Annotated in this window: 18 protein-coding genes; 5 read left to right on the top strand and 13 right to left on the bottom strand. The window is 52.2% G+C overall.

Going from position 1 to position 25416, the window contains the following annotated elements; translation table 11 throughout:
• Positions 1-144 precede the first annotated feature (144 nt).
• Complete coding sequence (locus SH449x_RS07770) at positions 145-1977, top strand: RNA polymerase sigma factor (protein ID WP_482380764.1); 1833 nt, start codon at positions 145-147, stop codon at positions 1975-1977.
• 67 nt (positions 1978-2044) lie between these two features.
• Here the strand turns inward: SH449x_RS07770 and SH449x_RS07765 are convergent, their stop codons facing one another.
• Positions 2045-2194 carry a hypothetical protein gene (locus tag SH449x_RS07765; RefSeq protein WP_482380763.1) on the bottom strand — a complete coding sequence of 50 codons (150 nt, stop codon included), beginning with the start codon at positions 2192-2194 and terminating at the stop codon, positions 2045-2047.
• A 36-nt stretch (positions 2195-2230) separates the two neighbouring features.
• Positions 2231-2584, bottom strand: a complete 354-nt coding sequence (locus SH449x_RS07760) for a hypothetical protein (protein ID WP_482380762.1) — start codon at positions 2582-2584, stop codon at positions 2231-2233.
• Between the two features lie 359 nt (positions 2585-2943).
• Between SH449x_RS07760 and SH449x_RS07755 the strand changes: the two genes are divergently transcribed.
• Complete coding sequence (locus SH449x_RS07755) at positions 2944-3954, top strand: DUF1573 domain-containing protein (RefSeq protein WP_482380761.1); 1011 nt, start codon at positions 2944-2946, stop codon at positions 3952-3954.
• Between the two features lie 104 nt (positions 3955-4058).
• Positions 4059-4385, top strand: a complete 327-nt coding sequence (locus SH449x_RS07750) for a TraR/DksA family transcriptional regulator (RefSeq protein WP_482380760.1) — start codon at positions 4059-4061, stop codon at positions 4383-4385.
• Here the strand turns inward: SH449x_RS07750 and SH449x_RS07745 are convergent.
• The 6 genes from SH449x_RS07745 to SH449x_RS07720 all read right to left on the bottom strand — a co-directional run bounded on the left by SH449x_RS07745 (position 4382) and on the right by SH449x_RS07720 (position 11382).
• Positions 4382-4648, bottom strand: coding sequence for a DUF4404 family protein (locus SH449x_RS07745; RefSeq protein WP_482380759.1), 267 nt, complete (start codon positions 4646-4648; stop codon positions 4382-4384). The two genes, SH449x_RS07750 and SH449x_RS07745, sit on opposite strands and share 4 nt — an antisense overlap.
• A 150-nt stretch (positions 4649-4798) precedes the next feature.
• Positions 4799-6238 carry an aldehyde dehydrogenase family protein gene (locus SH449x_RS07740; protein WP_482380758.1) on the bottom strand — a complete coding sequence of 480 codons (1440 nt, stop codon included), beginning with the start codon at positions 6236-6238 and terminating at the stop codon, positions 4799-4801.
• A 53-nt stretch (positions 6239-6291) separates the two neighbouring features.
• Positions 6292-7422, bottom strand: a complete 1131-nt coding sequence (locus SH449x_RS07735) for a hypothetical protein (protein WP_482380757.1) — start codon at positions 7420-7422, stop codon at positions 6292-6294.
• A 291-nt stretch (positions 7423-7713) separates the two neighbouring features.
• Positions 7714-8574, bottom strand: a complete 861-nt coding sequence (locus SH449x_RS07730; protein ID WP_482380756.1) for a hypothetical protein — start codon at positions 8572-8574, stop codon at positions 7714-7716.
• A gap of 68 nt (positions 8575-8642) precedes the next feature.
• Positions 8643-9755, bottom strand: a complete 1113-nt coding sequence (locus SH449x_RS07725) for a hypothetical protein (RefSeq protein WP_482380755.1) — start codon at positions 9753-9755, stop codon at positions 8643-8645.
• Between the two features lie 145 nt (positions 9756-9900).
• Entirely contained in the window at positions 9901-11382 is a 1482-nt protein-coding gene (locus SH449x_RS07720; RefSeq protein WP_482380754.1) for a hypothetical protein, read from the bottom strand.
• A gap of 504 nt (positions 11383-11886) precedes the next feature.
• Here SH449x_RS07720 and thrC point away from each other — a divergent pair.
• Positions 11887-13323 (top strand): threonine synthase, encoded by a 1437-nt coding sequence (thrC, locus tag SH449x_RS07715; protein ID WP_482380753.1) that lies wholly within the window; start codon positions 11887-11889, stop codon positions 13321-13323.
• A gap of 179 nt (positions 13324-13502) precedes the next feature.
• Positions 13503-16361 carry a hypothetical protein gene (locus SH449x_RS07710; RefSeq protein ID WP_482380752.1) on the top strand — a complete coding sequence of 953 codons (2859 nt, stop codon included), beginning with the start codon at positions 13503-13505 and terminating at the stop codon, positions 16359-16361.
• A 17-nt stretch (positions 16362-16378) separates the two neighbouring features.
• Here SH449x_RS07710 and SH449x_RS07705 read toward each other — a convergent pair whose 3' ends face one another.
• The 5 genes from SH449x_RS07705 to SH449x_RS07685 form a co-directional block, all read right to left on the bottom strand.
• Complete coding sequence (locus tag SH449x_RS07705) at positions 16379-17593, bottom strand: sialidase family protein (RefSeq protein ID WP_482380751.1); 1215 nt, start codon at positions 17591-17593, stop codon at positions 16379-16381.
• A 108-nt stretch (positions 17594-17701) separates the two neighbouring features.
• Positions 17702-20518 (bottom strand): hypothetical protein, encoded by a 2817-nt coding sequence (locus tag SH449x_RS07700; protein WP_482380750.1) that lies wholly within the window; start codon positions 20516-20518, stop codon positions 17702-17704.
• Between the two features lie 26 nt (positions 20519-20544).
• On the bottom strand, positions 20545-22995 hold the full coding sequence (locus SH449x_RS07695) for a BatA domain-containing protein (RefSeq protein ID WP_482380749.1): 2451 nt from the start codon (positions 22993-22995) through the stop codon (positions 20545-20547).
• Between the two features lie 10 nt (positions 22996-23005).
• A complete protein-coding gene (locus tag SH449x_RS07690) occupies positions 23006-23908 on the bottom strand; it encodes a DUF58 domain-containing protein (protein WP_482380748.1) in 903 nt (300 codons plus the stop codon).
• Complete coding sequence (locus SH449x_RS07685) at positions 23877-24923, bottom strand: AAA family ATPase (protein WP_482380747.1); 1047 nt, start codon at positions 24921-24923, stop codon at positions 23877-23879. Before SH449x_RS07685 ends, SH449x_RS07690 begins: the two co-directional genes overlap by 32 nt.
• Between the last annotated feature and the right edge of the window lie 493 nt (positions 24924-25416).

The raw sequence follows: 25416 nt of genomic DNA, 5'->3' as shown, positions 1-25416 counted from the left end.
AGCTTAAGAGCGTACCAGAAACAGAAAAAACGGTCACGTCTAATTGCCTGGAAACCGATGGGCTGATATCGATCGCTTGAACGGATTTTCGAAAAGTTCTGACCTTTTCGCGCCTGGATGTGGGTTTTCGCTGCACTACCTACCATGAACCCATCAGAATTAGGGGATCTCGCAATTCGAGAACCTTGTCACCCCAACCTCGATTTGAACAACATGGAACCACCGCTGGAGCAAACACCCTTGGTCAACGAGCCATTGGATAATGCGGAATGCTGCTGGGCTCAGGTACCCGACGAGGAGTTGCTCGAACTGATTCAGCGTTCGAAGTCTCGGGATGCAATGGCGCAGCTCGTGGAACGCTACGCAACTCTCGTAGCGAGCGTCATAGCCAGAAACCTCCGTCAAGCATGTTCACGTGAGGAAGCCTTTCAGGCCACGTTTCTCGTCTTGTTTCAATCCGCACATAAGATTCGAAAGAAGTCTTCGTTAGCCAGTTTCCTTTTCGGTGTCGCATTTCGGGTCAGCCGACGACTCCGAGACCAAGAGGCCCGGAACTTTAGAAAGCTTGCAGGTCAGGAAAACCAACACGTGGAAACGCACGCGACCGATACGGCCCCCGATCCCTTTGAGACGCTTGCTAAAAGACTACAAACGGCAGTGCTCGACGAAGAACTCGAGGCCTTGCCCGACTCTTTGCGTGCACCGCTCGTCGAGCACTACATGGCCGGCAAAACCGCTGCCGAGATCGCCGACAGTATGGGCTTGAGCGTGTCGGCTGTCGAAGGCCGAATCAAGCGAGGCAAGCAAGCTTTAAGGTCCAAGCTCGCCTACCGAGGGGTAAGCTTGACAGCCTGTTTGATCGCCATGCAATCGCAATCGTGCGGGATAAACGCTGCTGAGGTTGCAGGCTGGACCGACTCGGTCGTTCAACTTGGCGTCGATCCTGAATTTCACTCCTCTATTCTCGTTTCTGAACAACATAAAACTCTTCGAAATCTTGTCCAAGGAGAACTACAAATGAAATCTTTCACAAGCCCGTCGTGGCTATTCTGGAGCGGCTCCGTCTGCCTCATTGCATTGGTCGGGCTGGGGATGTTACAGGTCACCAATGGAGGCTCACCTGCCGTGGAGCAGCTCGCATCAAGCGAGGGGACTGCGGTTGAGATAGACGCAGGAAATGACGGTTCGATATTGATGCAAGTCGCTACGGTGGCGAATGTTGGTGATAACGCGACAGAACCGGGGCAGCCCGCAGTAGCGAAACCTGAAGTAGTGGCTTGGACCAAAGATTCCGATACCGTCCCAGGCTGGCTAGTGCAAAAAGCAGATGATCAAGACCAGGCGTTGAAACTACGCATCGAGCAAAAGCTGAATGAAAGGCTTGAGGGATTCGTAATCAATCAACAACCACTTTCTCAGGTCCTCGAAAAACTAAGTGAGATGATGGAGATTGATATTATTATCGATGAAAGGGCTCTTGACCAGGAAGGCATCAGTCCCGACGAGCCGGTAACCATAAACCGCAAAGGCTTCGTTAAGGTTAAAGACGTGCTTCGGCAAGCGTTAACGCCGCTGGACTGCACTTACACTTTTGAATATGGAGCCCTGGTGGTTACGACCAAGGGTTATAGTTCGTCTGAAGTCTCGGGCTATTACGATTTAAGCTACATCTTTCCAGACAATAGCATCAGTCTAGATTTGATAGCCGCCATAGAGCGAACTGTAACACCTGACGTGTGGGAAACGAATCATGGGACGAGCACAATGACTCTGCTCGGTTCGATGCTCGTTGTTCGGGCACCGTTCGAAACACAGAAAGAGCTCGCGGAGTTCCTACGGCAGATATCCAACCAGTCCAAAGAGAACTTGAAGCCATCCGGACTGAATCAGCCACCGGTTATGATGCAAGGCGGCATGGGTATGGGCGGCGGCATGGGAATGGGCGGCGGCATGGGAATGGGCGGCGGAATGATGTAACTCGTCCGCAATGAAAAGTCCCATCCATAATGCAAAACGACGGACTGTGAGTCCGTCGTTATAAAGTTCAGTAATCGTTCGCGGTTGGTGCACCAATAATTTGTGCCAGAATTAACTGCGATATGCGAAACCAGACAACTGTTCCAACGATCGGATCGGCGGAGCGATCCGCGACATTGTCGCTGACCGCTCCGCCGGTCAGTTGCCACACTAGCAATTAAAAAATTCCTAACCAATCCTCTGGAGCCAGCGACTACGACATCTTGGCAGCGATTTTCTTGACTGCATTCAATGCATCGATCGCAGCGTCGACGCCGCCAATCTTGTGACTGAATTCTGCTGCGAGCAGCAAATGATCGACAGAGCTAAAATCCGCAGCCGCCTTAGAGGACGCAGCACTTGGCTTGGCTTTCGCTGTTCCCTTGGCAGGTCGACCACGTTTCTTCGGCTCGTTCGATGCGTTTTTAAGAGCTTGACTAACAAGCGCCACAGAGACCTTAAGACCTTGTTCAGCTAGTCCTTTAACAATTGCGGATGGCCCCGCTTCAGGATTTGCTGCTGCATACTCTCGAATCACGAGAGACTTATTGATTTTTCGTTTTGCCATGACTTTTACTCAGAAGTGGAAACTAAGGGCACTCATATAATAAGTCATGAAATGGAACATGGTAGACTATGGAAGGTGAACAGACCGATTTTCAATCAGTTTATACTAAAAAAGTAATTCAATACCGCACATGGTGGGCAAACGTGCCCACGCAAATTCCTTCTCGAGACAAACCATGATCCAGGCGGCAAACCCGGCGTCTCACCCTCACTCCGACTTTGGTAAGCCAGGGTGTTTGGGAAATCTAATGCGGCAATTTTTACCAAATGCAGCGAATTTAACGTCCCCAAAATGCCGATGAACCCCCAGTCTTCTGCTTGGCAGACAGTCCTGTTTCTCAGACTGGAGAGTGGTTAACTATGATTCGGTGTTCAGCAATGATCAAGCTTTTCGTATGTTTAGCTGTTGTATTTGGCGCTTCATCTGTGGCGAACTGCGCAGATTGGGCAGAAAAGCTATTCAAGGAAAAACACCACGATTTCGGTACTGTTGGAAAGAATTCAAAGGCGGAATTTTCTTTCGTTATCGAAAATTGCTTTGAAGAGGATGTTCGCATCGTCTCAGCGCGCAGCAGTTGCGGTTGCACCACCCCCGTTGTACCCAAGAAGATCTTGAAGTCTTGGGAAAAGGGAGAGGTGATTGCACAATTCAACACGAAATCCTTTATCGGTGAGAAGACTGCATCCATCACGGTGGTAATCGACCGACCCTATTACGCCGAAGTTGTATTGCTAGTAAAGGGAAAGATTCGGTCCGACATCCTTCTGAATCCAGGAGAAGTCAATTTCGGTGACGTTGATGTAGGCACCACAAAAAATGCGGAGATCAACGTTTCCTACGCTGGCCGAAAAGATTGGGCCATAACCGACGTTCGAGGGGATCTCGACTGCGTAGAGGTTAGACTCGATCCTGCGATCAGAACGGGAAACTCCACCAACTATAAGTTGAGGTTTCGATTAAAGGAGAATGCATCCGCAGGGGACCTGCAACAGGAAATTACCGTAGTTACAAACGATCCGAACGAACCGAATTTCCGCATACCTATCACTGCCAGGGTTAATCCTCCGATCAGTATCACACCAAAACTGGTCGCGATCGGCAATATCAAGAACGGGCAAATCGCTCAGACGAAACTGCTGCTGCGAAGCAAGACCCCAGTCAGTGTCACGAACATCGAATGCGATGATGACCGAATCAGTTTCGAGCTCCCTCAAGGGGAGAAGACAACGCACATTATTCCCATGACGCTTCGCGCCAAACTATCGGACAAGGAATTCGAGGAAGCGATTCAGAGACGCGTGAAAATTCACACTTCGCTAGGCCCAGATGCCCACGTGGAAACCACGATAATGGGCAAGCTCGTACATTAGCCATGCCTTTACGGCATAGTTTTTGCACTTCTGCTGGTCAGTCGAGGATTGTTCCGTGTTTTCCTCGTATTGAATATCGTTTCGTCCTACAAGGAGAACCAGAAGTGTCCGATTTCAGCGCGCTACGAGACCAGCTTTCCCTCAAGCTCGAGATGCTCATGAGAAGATCTGGAGGCATTGAAACAATGCTTAGGGATCCAGGGGATCAGGATTGGGAAGAGAACGCGATTCGCAAGGAAAACGATGAGGCTTTGGTTGCCATCGGGGACGTCACGGACGAAGAGATTCGCGAGATCCGCTTGGCTATCAAGCGAATAGACGAGGGGACTTACGGCACTTGCTCCCATTGCCAAAAGGCCATCCCTGTGGCTCGCTTAGAAGCGCTTCCATGGGCGACCTCCTGCGTCGCCTGTGCAAGTATGTCACACTAGATCCCCATGTCGGCGAGTCGCTCGGCTAGCTGAGAGACGATCGTTGTCAGTCTGGGGTGCTGCATTTCGAAATCTTCTACCATAGTCTTCAGGCGGGACGAAATGCTCCCGTCTGCATCGGGTGGAGCCTGTTCGGCTCGCTCGAGATGCATGCTGATGTCGCTTGCGAGAACTTTCAAAGCCTCCACAGTCGCTGGGTCGAGGTTTTCGGTGTTCTGGAGTTCAGAATGAAGGTGCTCAAGTTGCTGTTTGAGGTCGTCCATAGTTGCTTACCAAGTTATGTTTTGAAAGTGTAGCTCGATGAGAGCTGTTTCAGATTGTAGCATTGAACGGCTTGGCTTGGTAAGGCATTGGCTCAGTTACAGATCTCCGCGATGAACCATGATCCATCGCGGAGTTACTGTTGCAGAACTCTAGACTGACGCTGCAACTCTGGTCGGTGCGATCTGATAAGCTCGCGAGCGGAATAGAAAATCGATCAAATTCCCTTCATGCGGCTGCAACCAATTGAGCTTAGTCGTTGGAATGGGACCAATGTTTAACCGGTCAATGTGCGTGCAGTTAGTCAGATCATCAATCCAGTTCGCGTCATCAGTGATGGCGGTGCAAATCAGCGTTTGCCCCATCGACTTGATCATCTCCTTCTGACTGCACTCGACCACGGATACGAATGGGAACATATACTCCTTCATCGCCACCCCTTTTTGTGCGCTTGCCGCGTGCGCGACCACAGGGCGAAGGTACGCACATCGCTCCTTTTCTAGCATCCGCTCTCCATAACTAGCTGTCATGTCAGTCACGCCAGATTCGGCGAGGTCCTGCTGAACCATCGCCCAAGTTCCCTTTGCCATCTGAACGTTGGTAAAGGCGGCGAGAGCAGCATTGGGATCTTGGGGGGAAGTCACGTCGACCGGCCCAAGCTTGGCTGCCAAGGCTTCTGCGATTTGCTTAGTATGACGTGGCGCCCAAATACCAGAACAATTGATGCAGCCTCGGCCCGAGTTGATCAAAACGGACTCAACCATGATGTCCAAATAATCTTCCCAGGAATCGACTAAATCCTCTCCGAAGACAAGCTTTGAGAACCCAGGACCGTGCGGTTGAACTCTCGGATTTCCCGAATATTGCTGAACCGTCTGAGCGCTGCCGAATATCATCGACTTTTCGCACTTGCTCAACAAAGTCGTCCCCACATCATGACCTCCTGGGTACAAGCCAAACGCTTCCGCCGGAATGCCTGCTTCGACAAACGCGCTGATCATCCGATAGGGAGTCCATGGCTCTTGCGAACCAGGCTTTAGCACCAATCCGACCTGCAATGGAACAGCGGGCAGCCAAAGAGTGTGCACACCAGGGGAGTTGTTAGGAAGCACCGCGCCAAGCACAGGAGATTGGCATTGGTAACTCACGGTGACATTGCGTCCCTCTTCGCCGTACCCTCGAGCAAAGATCTCCAGGTCGAGACCTCTAGTGAGGGCGTCCAGGATCTTATCGATATTAGCAAGAACAAAACAATTCTTTTGCATGTTCTTCTGGCACATGTGTTCCGGCAACCCAGTGCTAGCCGACTGCTGATGAATGAAATCATCGACACTTTGAAGGCCGTCTCCAATAGGAAGAGACTCATGCTCGAATAAGTGAGCTGCTTTTTTGCATTTCTCGATCAAGTCTGCGGTGGACAGGGACCGCAAAGCCTTCCTTGCGGTATCGGCTTTCCGCATGTCCATCTGCACCATACCACCGTTGACTTGCCCGATCTTTGCTATCGGCTTTCCCGTCTCAAAATGGTAAACCTCTTGAAACTCAAGAGACTTATACTGCTTGCCCCATCGGATAGGATTGATTGTTAACACTTAACTGCTCCTCGATTCCCTCGTAATTGTAGTTCGCTAGTCTTCGCTATCTGCTAGTACACGCCCACCGTAGTGGTCGATGCAAAACCATGATACGGTCGCACACCACTCACCCCATCCCATGGATACTTATCATAGGGGAGTTCTCGCTCTCCTTCGTCCCGCTCCATGAATCCGGGAACGAAGAATTCCTTTGTCATCGTGTAGAGTTTAACTCTACCAGTCTCTCCATACCCGACAGGCTGGTTGTAATCATTAAAATCGACCACTTCTACGACCGCTCGTGGCTGTGGTGCGTAATAAGCAATCGTGTAATCATCGTCGGCAGTAATTTTGCGCGAGCAGGCCAATCCCATGAGCGTGTTCCCATAGGTAGGCGTCATGTAAACCCCGCTCTCCTCAGCCGGGCCGCCTAGGAGCTCTTCGACACAGAAACGAGTCCATTGAGGAGTGAACTCTGTCCCGCCAGAAAAGATGCCGGTGATGCCGATTTCCTGGATCGAAGTCCCTCGGTCAGCCAAGCCCGCCGCGAGTGCTTCTAACAGCTTTGGAGTGGTGAACATGCACTTAATGTCGTGCCCTGCCGTGAGGACAGTGATCGCCTGATCGATGCAGTGCTTCTTGTACTCTTCCAAGTGCTCCATCCATCCTTTTTTGATCAACTTGATGACCCAGCGAGGGTCGAGGTCGATGCAGAAACTGATGCCGCCTCTGTGCTGGCAAAGGTGCTCAACCGCGAGCCGCAGCCTTCGCGGACCTGAAGGGCCGAGCATCAACCAGTTCGCGCCTTTGGGGAAATACTCATCGGGAAGAGTATCGCTAAAGTTTTCGTAATCGATTCGGAAGTCATCGATTACGACGCGGCTCTTCGGAATGCCTGTCGTTCCCCCAGTTTCGAAAACGTAAGTCGGCTTACCGGCCAGCCCCTTGGGAACCCATCGATTCACAGGCCCACCTCTCAACCACTCGTCCTCGAACTCCGGAAACTTCTTGAGATCTTCGAAACCCTTTACCTCCGTAAGGGGGTCAAATTTGAGCTCCCCTTTCTTCGCCAACCAAAATGGAGAGCCTGTCGATTCGTGAAAGTGCCACTGAACCGTCTCGTAGGTGTGTTTATCTAGAGCAGATTTAGCCTCAGCGATTTGTTGTGGGTTCGCCAACCACGAAGGTGTTGCAACAGACATTTCGGTTATGGGAGCTTGGGATCAAGGGTAAAAACCATTACTGCATCACCGCAGTACACCCCATATTGTAACGTTGTTTGGGAAGCCCCCCAGCAGCCATCGAAGCAGACTTGCCTGCTTTTCCAGGTCTTTCTTTGCTTCTACACCTTCATGTTCGGGACGATCTGAACTTTTTACTATCATCAAAGGCACTTTCATGTCGCTTTGTCACTTTGGAACTCTTGTCCAATTGGTGAATCGCTCAGAAATCAACCTCCGACAGTTGCATGGCTCCACCCTAGGCACCACGCCTCACAGATCATGAGAAAGCCAATCCCGAACGGAATGCAAGAGTTGAGGTCGCTTATTTGTATACGAGTGATCCCCGCCCTCAATAACGGTTACGGAATGTTGGTAGGTTGAGGCTGATTCAATGACATCGCGAATTGCTAGGTCAGCATTCCTGAAGTTGTTCATGCCATGAGAAACCTCGGTCTCGCCAAATGCCCAAATGGTTTTCTGATCGATGGCTGCGATCCGGGTGAGATAGTCGTACTTGTCGCCGCTTCCATACTTGTCAACAAATGTCGCTGCTGAGACCCAGGTGGGGAGCGGATAGCGGACCTTGATAACCTTTTCGCCATCTCCTGATTGGCACATCTCTCTGGCTTTTTCAAGCTGCTCACAGAACACCGCTCCTCGCTTGGAGTTGTCAGCGATTAGTGACGTGTTCAGCCTGGGAGGTGAAATGGCTAGGAACTGCTTTAGCTTGGTAGTAAGGCCAGCTTGGCTCAACCAATAAGCACCTTTCACCGCACCTAAACTGTGGGCCGCAAGACCAATCGGCTCCAGGCTATTCGTTATCAGAAATTGCTCCCAGGCTTGGAAGTCCAGCACACAAGATTCGATGGACTCGAATTGACTTCCAATGCGCTGCGGAAGTGTTTGCCCGTAACTTATGCTGCAAAGGTCGTGACCGCGATTGTTTGCGAGAAGCACTCCGAAGCCCAAGTCTAAAAGAAAAGCAGCTATCTCACGCAACAGACTCGAGCTGTAAAATGAACTGTTGACTCCGTGAAAAAGCAGCCACACGCGTCGGCTGCTCTCGGCCGCAAGAAAGCCGTCCAGCTTTACGCCATCCTCGCAAAAGGTGTGAACCAGCTTGCCGTTCAAATTCGCCCCGTAAATAAAAAAAGGCAGGTCGACGACCTGCCCTGCTTTTTCCAAGTAATTCTGTTGTTCTACTGTTGAACAATTGGGCTAACAGCTTGGGGGTCGTCATCAGAAGCAATGATCGCAACCGCAGCAATCAAGCCACCGATTCCTGCGAGGCCTGCCCATCCTCCTCCGCCGAAACCACCACCGCCTCCGCCACCACCGCCGCCGAAGCCCATAGGACCGCCACCGAACATTCCTCCAGCTGGACGATCAACAAAGACAACCTCATCTTCGATCGGGTTGTTCTCGGAAACGATTGCAGATGACGACGGTGCCAACTCAACAGAAATGCCATCCGATTCTTGCAACGCAATGAGCTTTTCGCCATTGGGTACCTCTTGCTCAGGTACGTACAACTCAACCGCTACAGCAGCAAAACCTGTATCACCAGCGGCAATTAATCCGTAGACACCTGACTGAAGATCACCAATTGAGAACTCTCCAGTGGGTGAAACCTGAACTCTCCGAAACTCTCTTCCATCCCGAAGCAAGTGTACTGTAACATCAGACAAATCCCCGCCCCTGCCAGGTGACGAAAGCTTGCCTAAGAGCTTTCCACCCTTCGCGACAACTATTGGGCTGGAACTGAAAACCCGGCTTTTGCCGAGCGGATCACTATCAACACCGACAGGGTAGCTGGATGCAACTCCAGGAACAATTTGCTGACGAATAATCCTAGTCGCATCCGCTGCCGGTCTAATCACTCTGACCTCAACACTGGAAGGCAAATGATCTGCCGAGCCTGGGAGCACGTGCAAGGAGAACGCTCCAATAGACTCTCCATCCCTAGCGACCAATGCGTATATGCCAGGACGGACCCCAGCAAACCTAAAGCCACCATTTAAGTCGGTTTTGGTCTGGTGAACAATGACGTCATTGGAAATCAAAAAGACGGGCATTCCGCCAATCGATACCTTCGACCCGGGCTCAAGTCCAACGGTGCTGCCAGATAGCATGCCTGTCGAGTCTAATTTGACCCACTGATGAACGAAGAGGTTATTAAGATAGGAGTCGGCAATACTCACCACTTTTGCTGGTGGAATCCCCTCCTGAGCGACCGAACTACCCGACAGGGTGGATAATCCACAACCTAAAGCTGCCGCGAACAGTACTCTCTTCAGAACTTGTAATCTCATTGTTGCTTTCCTAGTTTTCTGGGCTACTAAACTTCGCATAGACTCTTCGTTATATACCGGATTTGAGGGAAGATCAATTAAAATACTAGCAAAAAATTATTTTTTTGCTGTTGCTGGAGCGTCAGCCTCGCGATCAACTCCGAGACTACTTGTTCATGCTCGGATTTAACTTGCCGCTCGGGGTCTGATACAGCTCAGAAACCTTACCTGTGTGGTACTGGTTTGTGGACGGCTTGGAATACTCTGTGACACTTGGACGGAAATTATCTCCCAGCGACCGAGAACTCTCCTCCGCTAACATCTGAGCAACAAGTCGGCTCAGCGGGACAATTTGTATCCCCATCTCCCTTGCTTTGGTTTCGATCTGCTGACGATCTCTTAACGCTTGCTGTGAAGCCGCATCCGCGACCTCTCCATCCGACCCGCTTCTTACGGTTACATCACCACCGACGACCAAGAAACGTACGCTGTCAGGCAGCCGTCTGCGCCCCATGGCCTCTCCATCCGGCAGGTCAAACACAACTTTCGCATTGTTCCGCTCAATCAAGCTTTTGAGCCGTTGGCGGTCGTCACGCCCATCCCCATTCATATCCATTTTGCCCACCAACGCATACTCCGTAATCATGCCTGGCTGCCAGAAGAAGGAATAAATCTTATCCCCTCGCAAAATTGGCTTGTAAGCACGATCCTCAATGATTCTAGCTCGTGCTACGTGATCGCTGATGATCTCGACTACCTCAATCTTCGCCTTTGGCTTCACGTTGGATACTTGATTCGTGTCGGCATCTGCCACAACAAACGTAACCCCCGTTGTCAGTCGATCCGCAAAGCCTTTATTGATCCAAACGTTGCCATCAATGACATCCCTGACCTCTCCCTGGACCCTCTCAAACCCTTCTTCACGAACCTCTGTAAGCTTGCGATTCACATTCGCAAGACTCACCTTGAAGGCATCTCGATCTCTCTCCACAGCCTCTTTCTGCTGCTTGAGTTCGGCAAGCCGAGCGTCCGACTTCTGCTGCTGAGCAACTTTTTCAGCCTGAAGTTCTTCGTAGAGCTTTACCTGCTTTGTAATCTTGTCGGTATACCCTTCCAAATCAGCCTGCGCCTTTAGCGTTACCTCCTCTTTCTCTTTCTGAGCAGCGAGACGCAAGTCCGTCTCTCGCTTGATGGTTTCGCTAAAATTCTTCCTATCGGTATCGCTGTCATTCTGGATTTTGATCAACGCCTCGTTGCGACGACGAAGCTGCTGCATTATGTTGTCCACCAGCTTCAAATAGCTCTTTTCCGTCGCCCCAGGACCAAATAACACCATGTGATCGGTGTATGCCTTAGCCGCCGCATCAATATCCGCATCCCCGGTCACCTGGCTTCGTAGTTGCTCGAACTCCGCATCGCTGATGGGATTACCAACACCAAGCATGCTCATGAGCAACTGATTCTTGTTGCTGGCAGCGCGAAGATTCTCCTCAGCGCTACGCTTATCCCTGAGCGCCGTTTCCGCCGTTCTTTGATTCGTGCCCGATGTGAAAAGGATGAAGAATAGCCATCCTAAACTCAGGACGCTTACAATCGACATGACGATGACATAAGCTTGCCAAACAGTCACATTGCGATCACGAGCCATACCTAACTCCAAAACCAGAAGAGAACCTACGTTGGAAGAGATTTGCACTAGGAAAAACGCTTCCCGAGACATAACCTCATCTCAAGCATCCTAAATCCTCTGCTATCCACCGTCAAACATTCTCCCGCCGATCCAGACTATTTTTCCCAAATGTCTTGCCAGCATGACTCCACTCCCGCCTCGCCTGCACCGACCAGGAATTTCCGCTCGATATCTCTGAAACGACTGTGCCGAATGTACCGCCCCCTCACACTCAAACGCATCCCCTGGCCTTCTGTTCAAGTAATTTCGCTAATACCCCCCGCTCCAAGGGCATTCCTATTATGAGGAGTCTTCAAAATCATGGATCGGGCTGCAAAAATAAGACAGTTGGGCAATTCCTATCGAATCGCACCGTTTCCAAAGCTACACTAACCGGAGCGAAATTGGCACGAAACTCGGGGATTTGAGGCTTAACGTTGCCAATCGATTGCTTTTCCATCTCCAACTCCACCGACTTCCGCCATGTCTCTATCCCATCAGACGCTCGTGACCTCGCAGCCGATTACCTCGGAATTGGCTTTCCAAAAATGCATGAACGTCGATTGCGGTGCAACGTTCGGAGTAGGCGAGGTGCTGACCAGCTGCCCAAAATGCCGGGATCTACTGGACGTAAAGTACAATTGGGATCGCATCGAGGTTCCTAGCAAACTTTCCGATTTTGAATCGACATGGACCAAAAGGTATCAGCCCCTCAGATTCAGCGGTGTTTGGCGATTCCACGAAATGCTTCCTTTCGCTCCGGAAAACAAAGTCATCACGGTCGGCGAAGGGCAAACACTTTTGCAGCAAGCGAACTCGGTTGCTCGCTACGTCGGAATTCGACCAGGCCAACTATACCTACAATACGAAGGAATGAACCCCTCAGGCTCGTTCAAAGACAACGGTATGTGCGCAGCATTCACACACGCCCATATGATCGGTGCGAAACGGGCCGCCTGTGCATCCACCGGAAACACAAGCGCTTCTCTCGCCATGTATTGTGCGGTAACGCAACTAATGAAAGCCGTTATCTTTATCGGCTCCGGAAAAATCTCATACGGCAAGCTTTCGCAGGCACTCGAATACGGTGCCCTTACAGTACAGATCGCGGGTGACTTTGATGACGCTATGGCGAGGGTCAAAGATGTCTCCAAAGAGCTTGGTATCTACCTCGTTAATAGCATTAATCCATTCCGGCTCGAAGGACAAAAAACGATAATGTTTCGCGTTCTAGAAGCTTTGCGGTGGGAGGTGCCCGACTGGATCGTTGTGCCGGGAGGCAACCTCGGCAACAGCAGCTCGTTCGGAAAAGCCTTTATCGAGCTCAAGCAACTCGGACTGATCGACCGGGTGCCTCGGCTCGCCGTGATCAACGCAACAGGTGCGAACACTCTCGATGTCCTGTTTAATCAACGCAATCTCAAATGGAATGGTGGCCGCCCGCGAATGGAAATCGCTTGCTACTACTACGATGAACTCGATCAAGCTCACAACAAAGCGGACACCATTGCCAGCGCGATCGAAATCAATCGCCCGGTAAACCTAAAGAAGTGTCTGCGTGCACTCGATTTCTGCGACGGTGTCGTTCGTCAGGTCTCCGACCAAGAAATCCTCGACGCCAAAGCCCAGGTAGGTGCAGGGGGGATCGGGTGCGAGCCAGCGAGTGCCGCAAGTGTCGCAGGAGCAAAACTACTTAGGCAACAAGGAGTCATCGGTATGGATGACCGCGTCGTCTGCGTCTTGACGGGTCACCAACTCAAAGATCCGACCGCCACAGTTGCCTATCACACGACCGATCAGGAAAAATTCAACCAAGTTTTAGGCGCTCGCGGTGTCTCCCGAGCATCGTTCGCCAATCGGGCTGTCGCTGTTCCAAACGACCTAGATGCGATCGTTAAAGCGATTCAGCTCTACAGTTAGGCGTCAAAGTCACCTCAGTCTGCCTATCTTCAACAATAAGCCAGGTCGACTAGGGAGATCCGGTAAAACCCGCAAATCGTGATCTATGGGAGTTCTCGGTATCAAGCGCAAATGCCGAAATTGCCGAAAGGAGGTAAAGGTTAGACCATCGCCTTCCTCTGTACAGTCACGGTGAACGGATGCTTCCAAAGCACAATCTGAGAAACGGGTTTCAATACGCATTGAAAGCGACTATCGCTTCCTCAATCGTTTTCGGAACACTCTACTCGTCCGGCTGCAACCGAGCCCACTATCGCAACCGGGCCGACCAAGAAGTAAGGAGCCTAGTCGCAGAAAAATTGGCGGATGCGGGAACTCCCACCGTTCGAGATGTTCAGGTTCCACAGCAATCCCGAATGTTCGATCCGTTTAACCCCGATCGCCCTCCGATGCCAGAGGATGATCCGACCGCACACGAGTATATGAAGGTGCTCAACGGTCGTAAGCACTATCCTCTTTGGGATGTGAACGGGAAAACCAACACGGCCGAGAACCCCATGTGGTGGCAATACCTGCCACTCGATGAACGAGGGGTGCTGGTCCTAGATGCGAATGCCGCAGTGAGAACCGCAATACTCCACAGCGTCCCATTCCAGAACCAAGTAGAAACGCTTTATCTCTCGGCACTCGACGTTAGCACCGAACGGTTCTTCCTCGGGAATCAACTCTTTGCTGGTTTCAGCACCTCATATACCGCTGATGGACAATTGCGACGAGGAGGCGGGGGCGAAAGTCGCTCCACCCTGGCCACCGGAGCTTTCTCGCGGGGTCCGAGAGGCGTCGCGCTTCGAAGGCAATTTACGACCGGTGCCGAGCTAATCGTTGGTATCGCGAACTCGCTGACCTGGGACTTGGCTGGCAGCAGCTCCCAAAACGCGTCGACCATCATCGACTTTAACTTGTTCCTGCCGCTTCTACGCGGTGGTGGACGTGACCTAATCATGGAACGGCTCACCCTGGCCGAGCGCGTTCTTCTCTACAACGTTCGAGCCTTTGAGCGTTATCGCACAGGCTTTTTCCTAAACGTCACGATCGGTCGGCAAAACGAACAGGGGATCTCTCGGCGAGGTGGTCTCTTTGGTGGTGCCGGTTTGCAAGGCTTTACCGGTCTCGGCGGCGGTTTCGGTACCGTGGGTCAAATCGGTGGAGGTGGCGGCGGTTTTGGCTTTGGCGGCGGAGGAGCTGTTCCGAACGTGGGCGGCTTTCTGGGGCTGATTCAAGCTCAACTTCAAATTCGAAACGCCGAAGAGAATGTCGCACGACTCCGCGATAACCTTGCTAGATTCGAGGATGCATTGCGAGAACGGATGCTGACCATTCCCGACTCTCAAGTCGACATTCCAACCCAGCAACTGCAAGTTGCACAAGCCCGCCAGGCCCTTATCTCCTCACAAGCCACACTGTTGCAAGCTCGCTCTAATTACGAGCAAACTCTTGATAACTTTAAAGGCACCCTGGGGCTGCCTCCTTATGTCTGCGTGGAAATTCGTGACCCCATCATGGACCAGTTCAATCTGATTACGCAGGAGTTGCTAGATAGACGGAACAATATTTCTGACGTGCGAGAAGGGATTGGTGTCAGCAACTCACGCATTTTGGAACAAAGTCAAATTCGTGACGATCAAGCTACCGGCGGCAAATACCGGACCCTCGCGTGGAGCGATGCGACTATGACGGAGACGCGACGCATCGAAGCTTACTTGCAAAGATTGCAAAACCTACGTGATCGAGTCTCAAGCCGCGACATTTCGGAAGTACGCTCTGATATCGCGAAGCTTCGAGAATCCGTTCCAGGACGACAACGTTCACTTGCCCGCCTTCGTGAGATCTATGAGACGGAAAAGGACCTTATCTGCTCCTTGCTGCCGACCTCTTCGCTCGACGTCGCACTCCTCGATGATAGCGAGCTGATTGGTTTGCCCGAAATTCTTAGCGCCGATGTTGATGCCTTGGAGAAACGCTTCGCCGAGACGCAGGAAAAGATTGCAAAAATTCAATCAGATGTTCGCACTATCCTTGAACTGGGGCGGATCTCCGATGAACGTATGCAATTTGAACAACTGCGAGACCAAGCGATCCTGCCAGCTCAAACTTTGTTAGCTGAGATGGCCGAAGATGTTTTGGCCCTTCAGGTTCTCCAAGCTCGAGCTCGCATCGAGACCGTACAGCTTCCCGAGGTCGACATCCGGCCTGAAGAAGCCATTCAACTTGCAAGCCAGTTGCGACTCGATTGGATGAACAACCGTGCCGCTCTGGTCGACTCCTGGCGTTCGATCGAGGTTGTAGCAGACAGTCTCGAGAGCTCACTCGATGTTATTTTTAGTGGTGACATCCAAAATGCCACGAACAATCCCATCTCTCTTCGGGGCAAAACAGGTCGTTTGCGTGCCGGTCTTCAATGGGACTCGCCTCTAACCAGAATGCAAGAACGCAACCAATATCGACAAGTTTTGATCGAGTACCAACAAGCGAAACGAAACTACTATCGCTATGAGGATGCTGTCTACCAAGCACTCAGAGCGGAGCTTCGAAACGTTAGATTCAACGTTTTCAATTTTGAACTGCAACGATATGCGGTCCGAATCGCCGCTCAACAGATTACCATCAACGAGGACTTGAGACAGATTCGCGAATCACTCAGCGTTGCCTCGCCGACCGCAGCTCGGGACAGTGTGGACGCACTGCGAGATCTATTGAACGCACAGAACACATTTCTGGGTGTCTGGGTCTTCTACGAAGCGCAAAGGCGAACGCTAGACCAAGATCTCGGTACGATTCAAGTGGACGAAGACAACATCTGGATCGATCCAGGCCCTATCACTTCCGAGACCCTTGGTTTCTTCACGCAAAGTAACGACTCGGACAACATCGTCCCAATGGAAGAAATCCAAGTCGGACGGTCGCCGTTATTCCCGAGTGGAATCACAAATGATCCGTCCGACTTGAATTCGGGACTTCCTGTCAGACTGGCACCCTCATTTAACACAGGGGCGTATTAGAAACGTTAGCGCACGAGCTATTTCCACTCCCAAGTCGCTTGTCGCAATTGGGCAAGAGGCGACTCTGCCAATCGCTCGTACCACACCGTGATCATGGTTCCATCGTCAGTCTCTACTGTTGATGGATAACCGAGATCACCGGACGTTCCATCACCGGTCACGACTATGGCATCAGACCAGCTCGTACCCTGGTCGCCGCTCGTTCGGATTTGGATCCCTAGAGGTGCTCGTCGATGACCATAGGTCATGAGCAACCGTCCGTCCCTTAGCTTCAGCAAATGAGACGGCAACCCCCAAACACCGATCGAACGAGGCTCGCTCCACGTCCTGCCGCCGTCCGAAGATTCCGACTGCAACGTCTCATTGCTGTTGGGCTGATTGTGATTGCGTATATGGCAAATGATCTGACCAGGCGAAACCTCCACTGCATGCAACTCATGGTAATCTCGAGTGTTGTCAGAAGCTCGAGCTGGAATCGGAGCCAGCCAATTCCAAGTCAATCCATCGTCGCTTGATTGCCAAACACCAACTCTTTCGTCCCCCCACAAAGCCTTGCCGGCATACAGCAAACGACCATCACTTAGGGCTGTGGGGCCATGCGGACTATTGCAGGGAACCCGGTATCGCCCCGACCAAGTCGCTCCTCCATCAGTTGACCGTAGCATATAGCAGCCTAATTCTCGCTGCCTTTGCTGAGAATCGAGCCGATGATGGGCTGCTCTCCACTCCCTCAGCAGATCCTCGGTCTCAAACGCTCCTGGCTCGCCCGGTTTCGCTGCCTCTGCTCGCTTCAATAGAGGCTCATACGCGAGTGAAGTAAAGGTGGTTACCAGTATGGAACCTTGCGGAGTGACCAAGACTCCTGCGTCTCGGTCATCAATAGGACCATCGTATAACACTTGCGGCCACCCCCAAGTCTTTCCATTGTCCTTGGACCGCATCATCTCCAAACGACCAAAGGGACAAACATGAGCCTCCCGACCACCAGAAAAGGCGAGCAGCAATTCCCCGTCGGACCGACGCGCCAAAGTTGGCCAACCATGGTAAAGAGGTGCCTTCCAGCTTATCACGCGAACATCCAGGACCTCGATGTCAGCGGAGTCCGCTGCGTCCAATGTGCCGGCCCCGCCTGCAGACCAAACACTCGAAACATTGGAGGCTATCGCAGTTGCTCCGAGAACGGTCAAACCATGAAACAAAAATTTACGTCGCCAGGCTGATATCGCAATCATGATGGGGAGGGAAATCGAATGAGGGGAGGGATAATTTGGTGAACTATCTGACAAGTCAATTATCTGACAAGTCAAATGGTGCCGGCAGCTCACAGCGAAAGTCTTGATTTAGGCCAGCTTGCTCATTCTGCGAATGAACCACTCCAGCGAAAGACATCCTACGATCCACGCCATCAAAACGCCGAGCCACTTCTGCTGAAAATCTCGGTCCGGTGTGCCTGGTAAATAGTTGGTCTGATCGCGAGGTTCGATCAACTGCGCGATACTCGAATCGGGAGCCACATCGCGAATCGAATCGGTCCCGATCCAATACTTGCCTCCTGTTCGCGTCGCCAACTCGGTTAGCAATGGATCGTTCCGCTGCGGACGTTGGATCTCGAGAGCAGGAACTCTCACGGTGAGCTGCTGAGTTAATAATACTTGATCCGCGATACCACCTACCGGTAACTGTACCTCGTAATTACCAATCGCTTTGGCGAAAAACTGACCTATGTAAACACCTGGTTGCGAAGGATCGGGAATCGGCATCAGCGGTAACGCTTGCGATCTGCCACTGGGATCCACTAGCTTGGCTGGAGCTTCAGGGACGACCAAGGGCTGGAAGTTCGAATCCTTGAGCACCGCTCTGACGAGGACCTGCTCTCCCAAGATCGCTTGCTCTTTATCAAGCAAAAGAATTCCACGATCGGAATCCCGTAGCAAACGTCCTTGCCCAGCCCAGCGAACCAGCTTCGTATAGTATGTATCAAAGTACTGATCCCCTACCTCTCGCAACCGCCAGAACTCACCGCTCCCCTGAAATGCAACACGCCCTGCACCATAAAACTGGGTTGCCAAGTAGATCGGAAACGCTCCATTGACCGACGTTGTGGGGTCTGTGAATACCGCCAACGGGATGGCACCCGGTTTGGGCTCATAACAAGCGAAGTAGTTATAAACCCCCGCGAATTGCTCCCAAGCAGACTTGCTCTCGCTCGGCGTGCTGCCGACTTGTAAGAACTCGGTTTGCAGCGCATCGGAAGCAAACTGAAGCGGCCAAGCTGTCTCGGCTTCGAATCTTCCAATCGATACCAACCTCGCACCGCGTGAATTGAGGATGAGAGGACAAAGGTTGCGCAGTGTCTCGGCCTTGAAGTTCCCGTTCCCTTGTGCTCCCGCCCATTTCGGAGTCGCCACCGGTCCCGCGACAAGCACCAATCCACCCGCTTGCTCGGACACCCAACGCTCCAACACTTCGATCTGCTCGCGACTGAGCTCCATCCAGTTGGCATCAAAGGCGATCACGCAATCGTACTCACTCATCTCCGAAAGCGTAGACGGGAAACTTTCTAACAGCTTCTGCGCTTCCTGCGACACGCCAGCCGCAGCAGTCTGCAAATAAACATGTGACTGCACCGTCGTGTCGCGGAATAGCAAATTCCGCACAAATTGATACTCGCGCGTTGGCCCCCCTGCAATTATGAGTACTGTCGCTTTGGGTTCTACGACCCGAACCTCACGCTCCATGGCATCATCTAGGGAATTGGAATCCTGGGGAGGAGGCAGGGTTTTAACTTCGTAAACCCACGTTCCGATCTCACGAGGCATAATCTCAAAAACAATGCTAGAAATAGCATCGTCTCCTTGCAAAGTGATCGATCGTTCTTCCTCAATCGTCGTGCTGCCAGTCTTCTGAGCGCCTGGCCGCCTTCGCAATTGAACCGTGATTTGCTTGCCCTCCAGTCCGGACGCTTGTACCAGTGCATTGAGCCGAAACCGATCGCCAGGGAACACACGCTTCGGAGTTTCCACATCCAACACTCGCACATTCACGGGATTCTTAGCCGTTCCCATGCCGACGGTGTGAATCGGAACACTTTGCATCGTCGCTTCGGACACGACGTTCATCGGATCGATACCTGAATTGTTTCGACCATCGGTGAAAACCACGATCCCCGCCAAGGGAGCACCACGTTCCTGCTCCAGGATCGATCGCAGGGCATCGCCGATGCGAGACTCTGTACCGGTCGCTGCCAATACCGTGTCCCACGCGAGATCGCGCGGTTCATTGATTTTGCGTGCCTGTATCGAATCGCCTTCTTGCGTGGCGTCGTTAGCCGACTCGGACTGTAGGAGTCGAGGCTCGATAAGTTGTGGCTCGGAGCTTTGCCAAAGTTGATACCAAACAATCCCCTCCGTTCGCAGAATCGCGGTCGCAATGGTGACAAAGCCTATCACAATCGCCACGACAGCAAACATGCTACCATAAGCGATAATCGAACTCGATTCGTTTCTGCGTCTGAGGATCAAGCCTGCAATCAAACCAACCAAGGCGATTCCACAGATGACGGTTCCTACCCAAGCCACCTTGCTGGCGGTTCGCCAAATCGCGAGCCGATTGTCCGATAATTGGTTCTCTTCCTCGACAGGCTTGGGGAAATTTGCAACCGGAGAAGGCCTCGAACTCTGATCAAACCGATAAACCGTCAAATCGTGCTTATTTCTCAGATCGGTCAGAAACGGTGAGGACGAGAACAAATTTTGTATCGCCGCAATCCGGCTCGAGGAAGTGTCGCGATCCCCAAGCCCTAAATCATCATCGGCTTGCGGCATGGTCATGCTAAGCGAGGTGTCAACCAAGACCGCGAGCTTGGACGGCCGGGTCAGGATTTGTTCTGACCGTTTCTGAAGATCCAGAAAGAAGACCAATATCCCGGCGATCGCCAGCAGCCTCAGTGCTAGTAAACTCCACCCGAGCGCCTTGGGCAGCTCCTGCGAATCCCGTCGATACCAGTACGTTGCGTAGCTAGCGATCAACAAAAGGATGCACCCGAGTCCGAACCAGTGGACCCACTGGTCCATCGTTTCCAGACGCATCCATTGGTAGAAGACGCGAGTCTCCCCCTGAGCTAGTAAGTTGGATGATACGTGGGAAGCGATTTGCATTCGTAAAAAAGGACTGGAGGGAATGATTAACGGGTCGGTAAATGATAGGACGCGTTCCAAGCAAGCCACTGCTCGAACAGCAACAAAAGCAACAACAGTGCGAGCAACAACATGTTCCGGTTCGCGAAACCTGCCAGTGAGGTACTCGCGCCGACCGAATCGGCCGTCTTGAACGAAAAAGGTACTCCGCTCAACGCTTTATTGATGTCGGGGACTGTCGCTTTCTCGAGATCCCCCTCGCTTGGCGATACGTTTCTGGCCATGTTGCGTACCTTGGGAGTCCCCTGAATACTCATACCCCACCACTCAAAATTACCAGCGAAGTTCAATGAACTGTAAACCTCACCTTCCAATGGGTCCGTGCTGAGTTGAGTCGCTTTGGCGATGTAAGTCGTATCCCCGGCGGGGATGGCGTTCATAGAGATGGTCGGGCGAATGTTGGAGCCGGCTGGAGCGGGGCAGAGAACCTGCACCTCCGGCAGCATCTCTTCGGAAGAAAACGTCCAGCTCATCGGCGTTCCTGCCAATTGAGAAAGATCTCTCCCTCGAAACGAGGATAAATAGCCGACTATCTTCTGAGCGGTGATGGCAAACGTGGGATCTTGAGGCCAGTTGGTCCATTGTCGATCCAGGACCGTCAAACAATAGAGCACTCGACCGTTACCAACCGCTTGGTCGATCATAAGCGGCTTCTGATTGCGAAGCGTAAGTACCTTTTGCCAACTCTGGGGCTCTACGGTTTCACCGTTTCTGGTGCTCCCGCGAGTGGGCGATGCATTTGCCTCAGAGAAGCTAGTCTCGGCGAACAAAGACTGATCGATATCGACATACCGTTGAACGCGGACATAGAGAAAAGGCGAATTGCTCAGGACCTGACTCCAATTGAAAACAGGATGGCTGTCCGCAACAAAATCGGGGGTCGTGTCCTCTGGTGATCTAGGTAGCTCCGCCATACCTTTTAAATTCACCGGCAGCAGCGGTTGCTTGCCCGTAACCAGCGAACCTTGCCGGAAAACCTCGTTGTAATGAGCGTAGTCCTGCTCGGTCATCAGTTCACCAAAGAAGAAAGCTAGCCCCCCACCGCGCGAAACGTATTGGTAGAGATTCTCCACCGCACGGGCGTCGAATCTCGGGACGGCTTGGATGATGATGCATGCGAAGCGATCCAAGCTCTCGGGATCAGTATCCCGCAGGAATTCCGGAGGTTGGCGCGTCTGAAGCAATCCCGTTTTAACATTGCCGCCTGGATCCAACGCTGATTCCACGAAGAACGTATGTTTGCCCGTCGCGTCGCCATCGATTAGCAGAACACGCAGCCCCTCCTCAAGATCGAGAACGCATTGGGCTTTGTTGTCAGCCATGAGCGCATCGGGTGGAAGCTGGGCCTCAATGACATGCGATCCGGCTTGCGGAAACAAAATCTGCACTTGGCGAGTCACCGTCTCACCAGCATCAATTCGGTCGACCAGCAATGGTGGCAACTCGGACACGAGCCCGGAATAAGCCGCCGTGGTTTTGGGAGTCAATGTCGTATCGCTGTAGTCCACCGCCGTGATTCGCACGGTCACGTTTCTCGCGGGAGAAATTCCGTTGTTGCGAATCGTGACGTTGATGAGTGCTGGAACACCCGCAACCAAGACTTCTTGTTGAGGTTGAATAGCAACCAAAGTCAAATTTTCATGTCGATCAGGCACGCAATCGATGAGTTGCAGCTCAAAGTCACCTTTCGGCATGGCTAAGAGTTGTTGCTCCAACTCCACGGCGTTGGTCCAGTCCTTGCGTCGGAAATCGCTTAGCAGATAGACAATGGCTTTTTCGCTCGGATTATTTTGAATTACGGGGCGCAGCAACCCGATCGCATCGACAGGTGTGCAATCCAGGTAGCTTGGCTGACTCGATGTCAATTTGCTGAGCAGAGCCGACGGATCCGACGGAATGGATCTGGCAAACAGATCCGCTATAGAATCGGCCGTTAGGGTTACAACCGTTTCGCCGTCGGACTCGGACTTGGGCTCATCGGTTTGTTTGCTAGATTGCCCAACCGAAGCCCGCGAGGTACGAATCACACTGACGAGATGGCTTCCATCGCCGTTGGCAACCGCGCGACAGATCGCTTGAATGGCTCCCACGGCAGCTTGATAAGCACTGCCGTCCGAGGAGGTATCTCCCATCGAAACCGAATCGTCTATAATAAAGTAGTGATGGGTCGTGGATTGGCTTAAGAAAGACAACCAACGCGACCCACTTACCCACTGTGCCAACATGGCGACTGCTAAAGCAACGATCAGCATCCGCGATGCGATCAGCAACGCTTGCTTCAACCAAACCCATTTGCGGTGCTTGCGGTAGCTTTCCAGAAGAAAATCCATCGCGGCCCACTCGGTCCGCCGTTGCCGCACCAAATTGATCAGGTGGATCAACAGCGGAACGATCGCCAGCAGAAATCCCCACGTCAACGGTTGAAAGAGAAATTGCATAATTCCCGCCTTATCTCTTTCTCATGTGTGCCATGCGCGAGGAGAGATAAGCCGTCAATGCCGCATCGATATGCCGACTCGTCCGAATTAGCTCGTAATCAATACGGTAGCTAGCACACGTGCGACGGATGCTGTCCAGAAAGCGTTGCAAAGCTTCCAGGTAGCCTTCTCGCAATGCTCTAGGATTGCATTGCAGCGAATCGGCCGACTCCATGCCTTCAAAGCGTGTCGATTCGTTGAACGGAAAGTCCAATTCGTCGTCATCCATGATGTGAAAGACTAGTACGTCATGCCCCGACTTGCGCAATTGCCCAAGTCCTTTCAATGTAGTGACGTCAACTCCCAGAAAATCAGTCGCCAATACGACGAGCGATCGTTTAGGGTAGGATTCGTTGACTTCTTTAAGAATCGTATCGAGTGATGTTTTGTCGGTCGGCTCCACTTGCTCGAGAGATTTATAGATGGCTTGCAGATGAGAACGACTCGATCGCCAAGGCAGTTTGGTACGCACTTTCTCATCGAATACCGTGAGCCCCACGGAGTCCTGTTGCCTGAGAGTCAAATAGGTCAAGCAAGCACAGAGGGTGGCCGCATAGTCGAATTTATTCAGCGGACCTCGACCGTACTTCATGCTCTTTGACGCATCGAGCAACAAAGTGCACCGAAGATTGGTGTCCTCTTCGTACTGCTTGATATAAAGTCTATCCTGGCGACCGAACACCTTCCAATCGATGTGCCGCAGATCGTCCCCCGGGGCATATTGTCGGTGTTGAACGAATTCAACAGACTGGCCAAAGTAGGGACTGCGATGCATTCCGGAGAGAAAGCCTTCGACGATTTTCGAGGCTCTCAACTCCATCGAGTGGATTCGGCGAATCGCTTCAGGATGCAAGTATTCTTTGGAACCGGGCATCTTGTAGCAATTCGTCTTGAGCAGTTGGCGTGACGGAAATGATTTTGTCGATAACGTGATCGCTCGTGATACCGTCGCTTTCGGCGGCAAAGTTCACGACCATTCGATGTCGAAGCACCGGCTTGGCGCAGAATTGGATGTCGCTGGTATCGACGTGTGATCGCCCTTGCATGGCAGCGCGTACCTTGGCACCCAGAATGAGGAATTGCACCGCTCTAGGCCCAGCCCCCCAAGCAACTTGTTCTTTGACAAAGTCCGGTACACCCTCTTGTCCGATCCGCGTTTGTCGTACGATGGCCAGTGCGTAACGGATCACGTTTTCGCTGACCTCTATGCCGCGAATGAACTCCTGGAGGGACAATATTTCTTCGCCGGAGAGAACGGGTTCGATGACCGCTTTGGCGGTGCCGGTCGTTCGTCTAGCCACCTCGAACTCGTCTGCGAACGAGGGGTAGGAAACTTGTACCTTGAACATAAACCGATCTTGTTGAGCCTCCGGCAGCGGGTAGGTTCCCTCCTGCTCAATCGGGTTTTGGGTCGCGAGCACGAAGAACGGGTCGGCCAGTTGGTGCCGGACGCGGCCGACAGTAATCTGACGCTCCTGCATTGCCTCGAGCAGGGCGGCTTGGGTTTTAGGAGGGGTCCGGTTGATTTCGTCCGCCAGAATGACGTTGGCGAAAAGAGGCCCTTCCATGAAGCGGCGTTCACGAGCTCCTGTGGAGCGATTTTCCTCGATGATTTCGGTACCGGTAATGTCGGCCGGCATCAGGTCGGGGGTGAACTGGACACGGCTAAAAGACAAACTCATGGTCTGGGCCAACGAGCTGATCATCAGGGTTTTAGCCAAACCCGGCACCCCTTCGAGCAAACAATGACCGCGTGCAAAGATGCAAATCAGAAGCTGTTCCACCACATCGGTTTGTCCAACGATGGTACGCGAGAGTTGCGAAAGGATCTGCTCACGCGCCTTTTGCAGTCGCTCCAAATCCGCTCGCGCGGAGTCGATGTTTGTCATTCCGTTCTTTCAAACAATGAGAAAGGTGTATCTCGAGGGATGTATTTCCTTCCATTATTGTAGCAGATTTGCACAAGAGTCGAGACAACGATTGAAGGAATGTCATCCCAATTACGGGAAAGAATTTTTAAAGCGTTCACGGAGTGATCGGTTACGCTGAATAACCACCAAAAACGATTTCACTCTCCAGTCCTTGCTCTCCACTGACCTCGCGTCAGTGGAAGCACGACTAAGTGGCTAGAACTTGGCACCCTAACCGACCCCACAGCTCACCACCGAGTTCACTCGGTGGGAGCGTGACTCATCGGCTACGCTGCGATTCCTCGGAGCGTCAGCGCGGTCTCCAGCCAGTGAGTCATGCGTTCCATTGAGGCGAGCTCAACGGGGGCGATGAACGTGGGTGCGGCATCGCGTGGCTAGCCAATGAGTCATCGGTCCGCTGACGCTAGGTCAGTGGAGCCTCGAAGGAAGTTTGAAATTTGAAGGGTGAAGT

The organism is Brakhagea baltica, from assembly GCF_052161605.1.
Lineage (GTDB): Bacteria > Planctomycetota > Planctomycetia > Pirellulales > Pirellulaceae > JBKCUI01.
The sequence above is the reverse complement of the archived record's forward strand: the minus strand, read 5'-3'. Positions and strand labels throughout refer to the sequence as shown.

What these genes read in the sequence shown, in the direction of transcription:
- SH449x_RS07745 (WP_482380759.1), bottom strand. Translation starts at nt 4,648, where the DNA reads ATGGACGACCTCAAACAGCAACTTGAGCACCTTCATTCTGAACTCCAG.
- SH449x_RS07705 (WP_482380751.1), bottom strand. Translation starts at nt 17,593, where the DNA reads ATGATTGCGATATCAGCCTGGCGACGTAAATTTTTGTTTCATGGTTTG.
- thrC (WP_482380753.1), top strand. Translation starts at nt 11,887, where the DNA reads ATGTCTCTATCCCATCAGACGCTCGTGACCTCGCAGCCGATTACCTCG.
- SH449x_RS07690 (WP_482380748.1), bottom strand. Translation starts at nt 23,908, where the DNA reads ATGCCCGGTTCCAAAGAATACTTGCATCCTGAAGCGATTCGCCGAATC.
- SH449x_RS07700 (WP_482380750.1), bottom strand. Translation starts at nt 20,518, where the DNA reads ATGCAAATCGCTTCCCACGTATCATCCAACTTACTAGCTCAGGGGGAG.
- SH449x_RS07770 (WP_482380764.1), top strand. Translation starts at nt 145, where the DNA reads ATGAACCCATCAGAATTAGGGGATCTCGCAATTCGAGAACCTTGTCAC.
- SH449x_RS07685 (WP_482380747.1), bottom strand. Translation starts at nt 24,923, where the DNA reads ATGACAAACATCGACTCCGCGCGAGCGGATTTGGAGCGACTGCAAAAG.
- SH449x_RS07710 (WP_482380752.1), top strand. Translation starts at nt 13,503, where the DNA reads ATGCTTCCAAAGCACAATCTGAGAAACGGGTTTCAATACGCATTGAAA.
- SH449x_RS07760 (WP_482380762.1), bottom strand. Translation starts at nt 2,584, where the DNA reads ATGGCAAAACGAAAAATCAATAAGTCTCTCGTGATTCGAGAGTATGCA.
- SH449x_RS07725 (WP_482380755.1), bottom strand. Translation starts at nt 9,755, where the DNA reads ATGAGATTACAAGTTCTGAAGAGAGTACTGTTCGCGGCAGCTTTAGGT.
- SH449x_RS07755 (WP_482380761.1), top strand. Translation starts at nt 2,944, where the DNA reads ATGATTCGGTGTTCAGCAATGATCAAGCTTTTCGTATGTTTAGCTGTT.
- SH449x_RS07720 (WP_482380754.1), bottom strand. Translation starts at nt 11,382, where the DNA reads ATGGCTCGTGATCGCAATGTGACTGTTTGGCAAGCTTATGTCATCGTC.
- SH449x_RS07695 (WP_482380749.1), bottom strand. Translation starts at nt 22,995, where the DNA reads ATGCAATTTCTCTTTCAACCGTTGACGTGGGGATTTCTGCTGGCGATC.
- SH449x_RS07735 (WP_482380757.1), bottom strand. Translation starts at nt 7,422, where the DNA reads ATGTCTGTTGCAACACCTTCGTGGTTGGCGAACCCACAACAAATCGCT.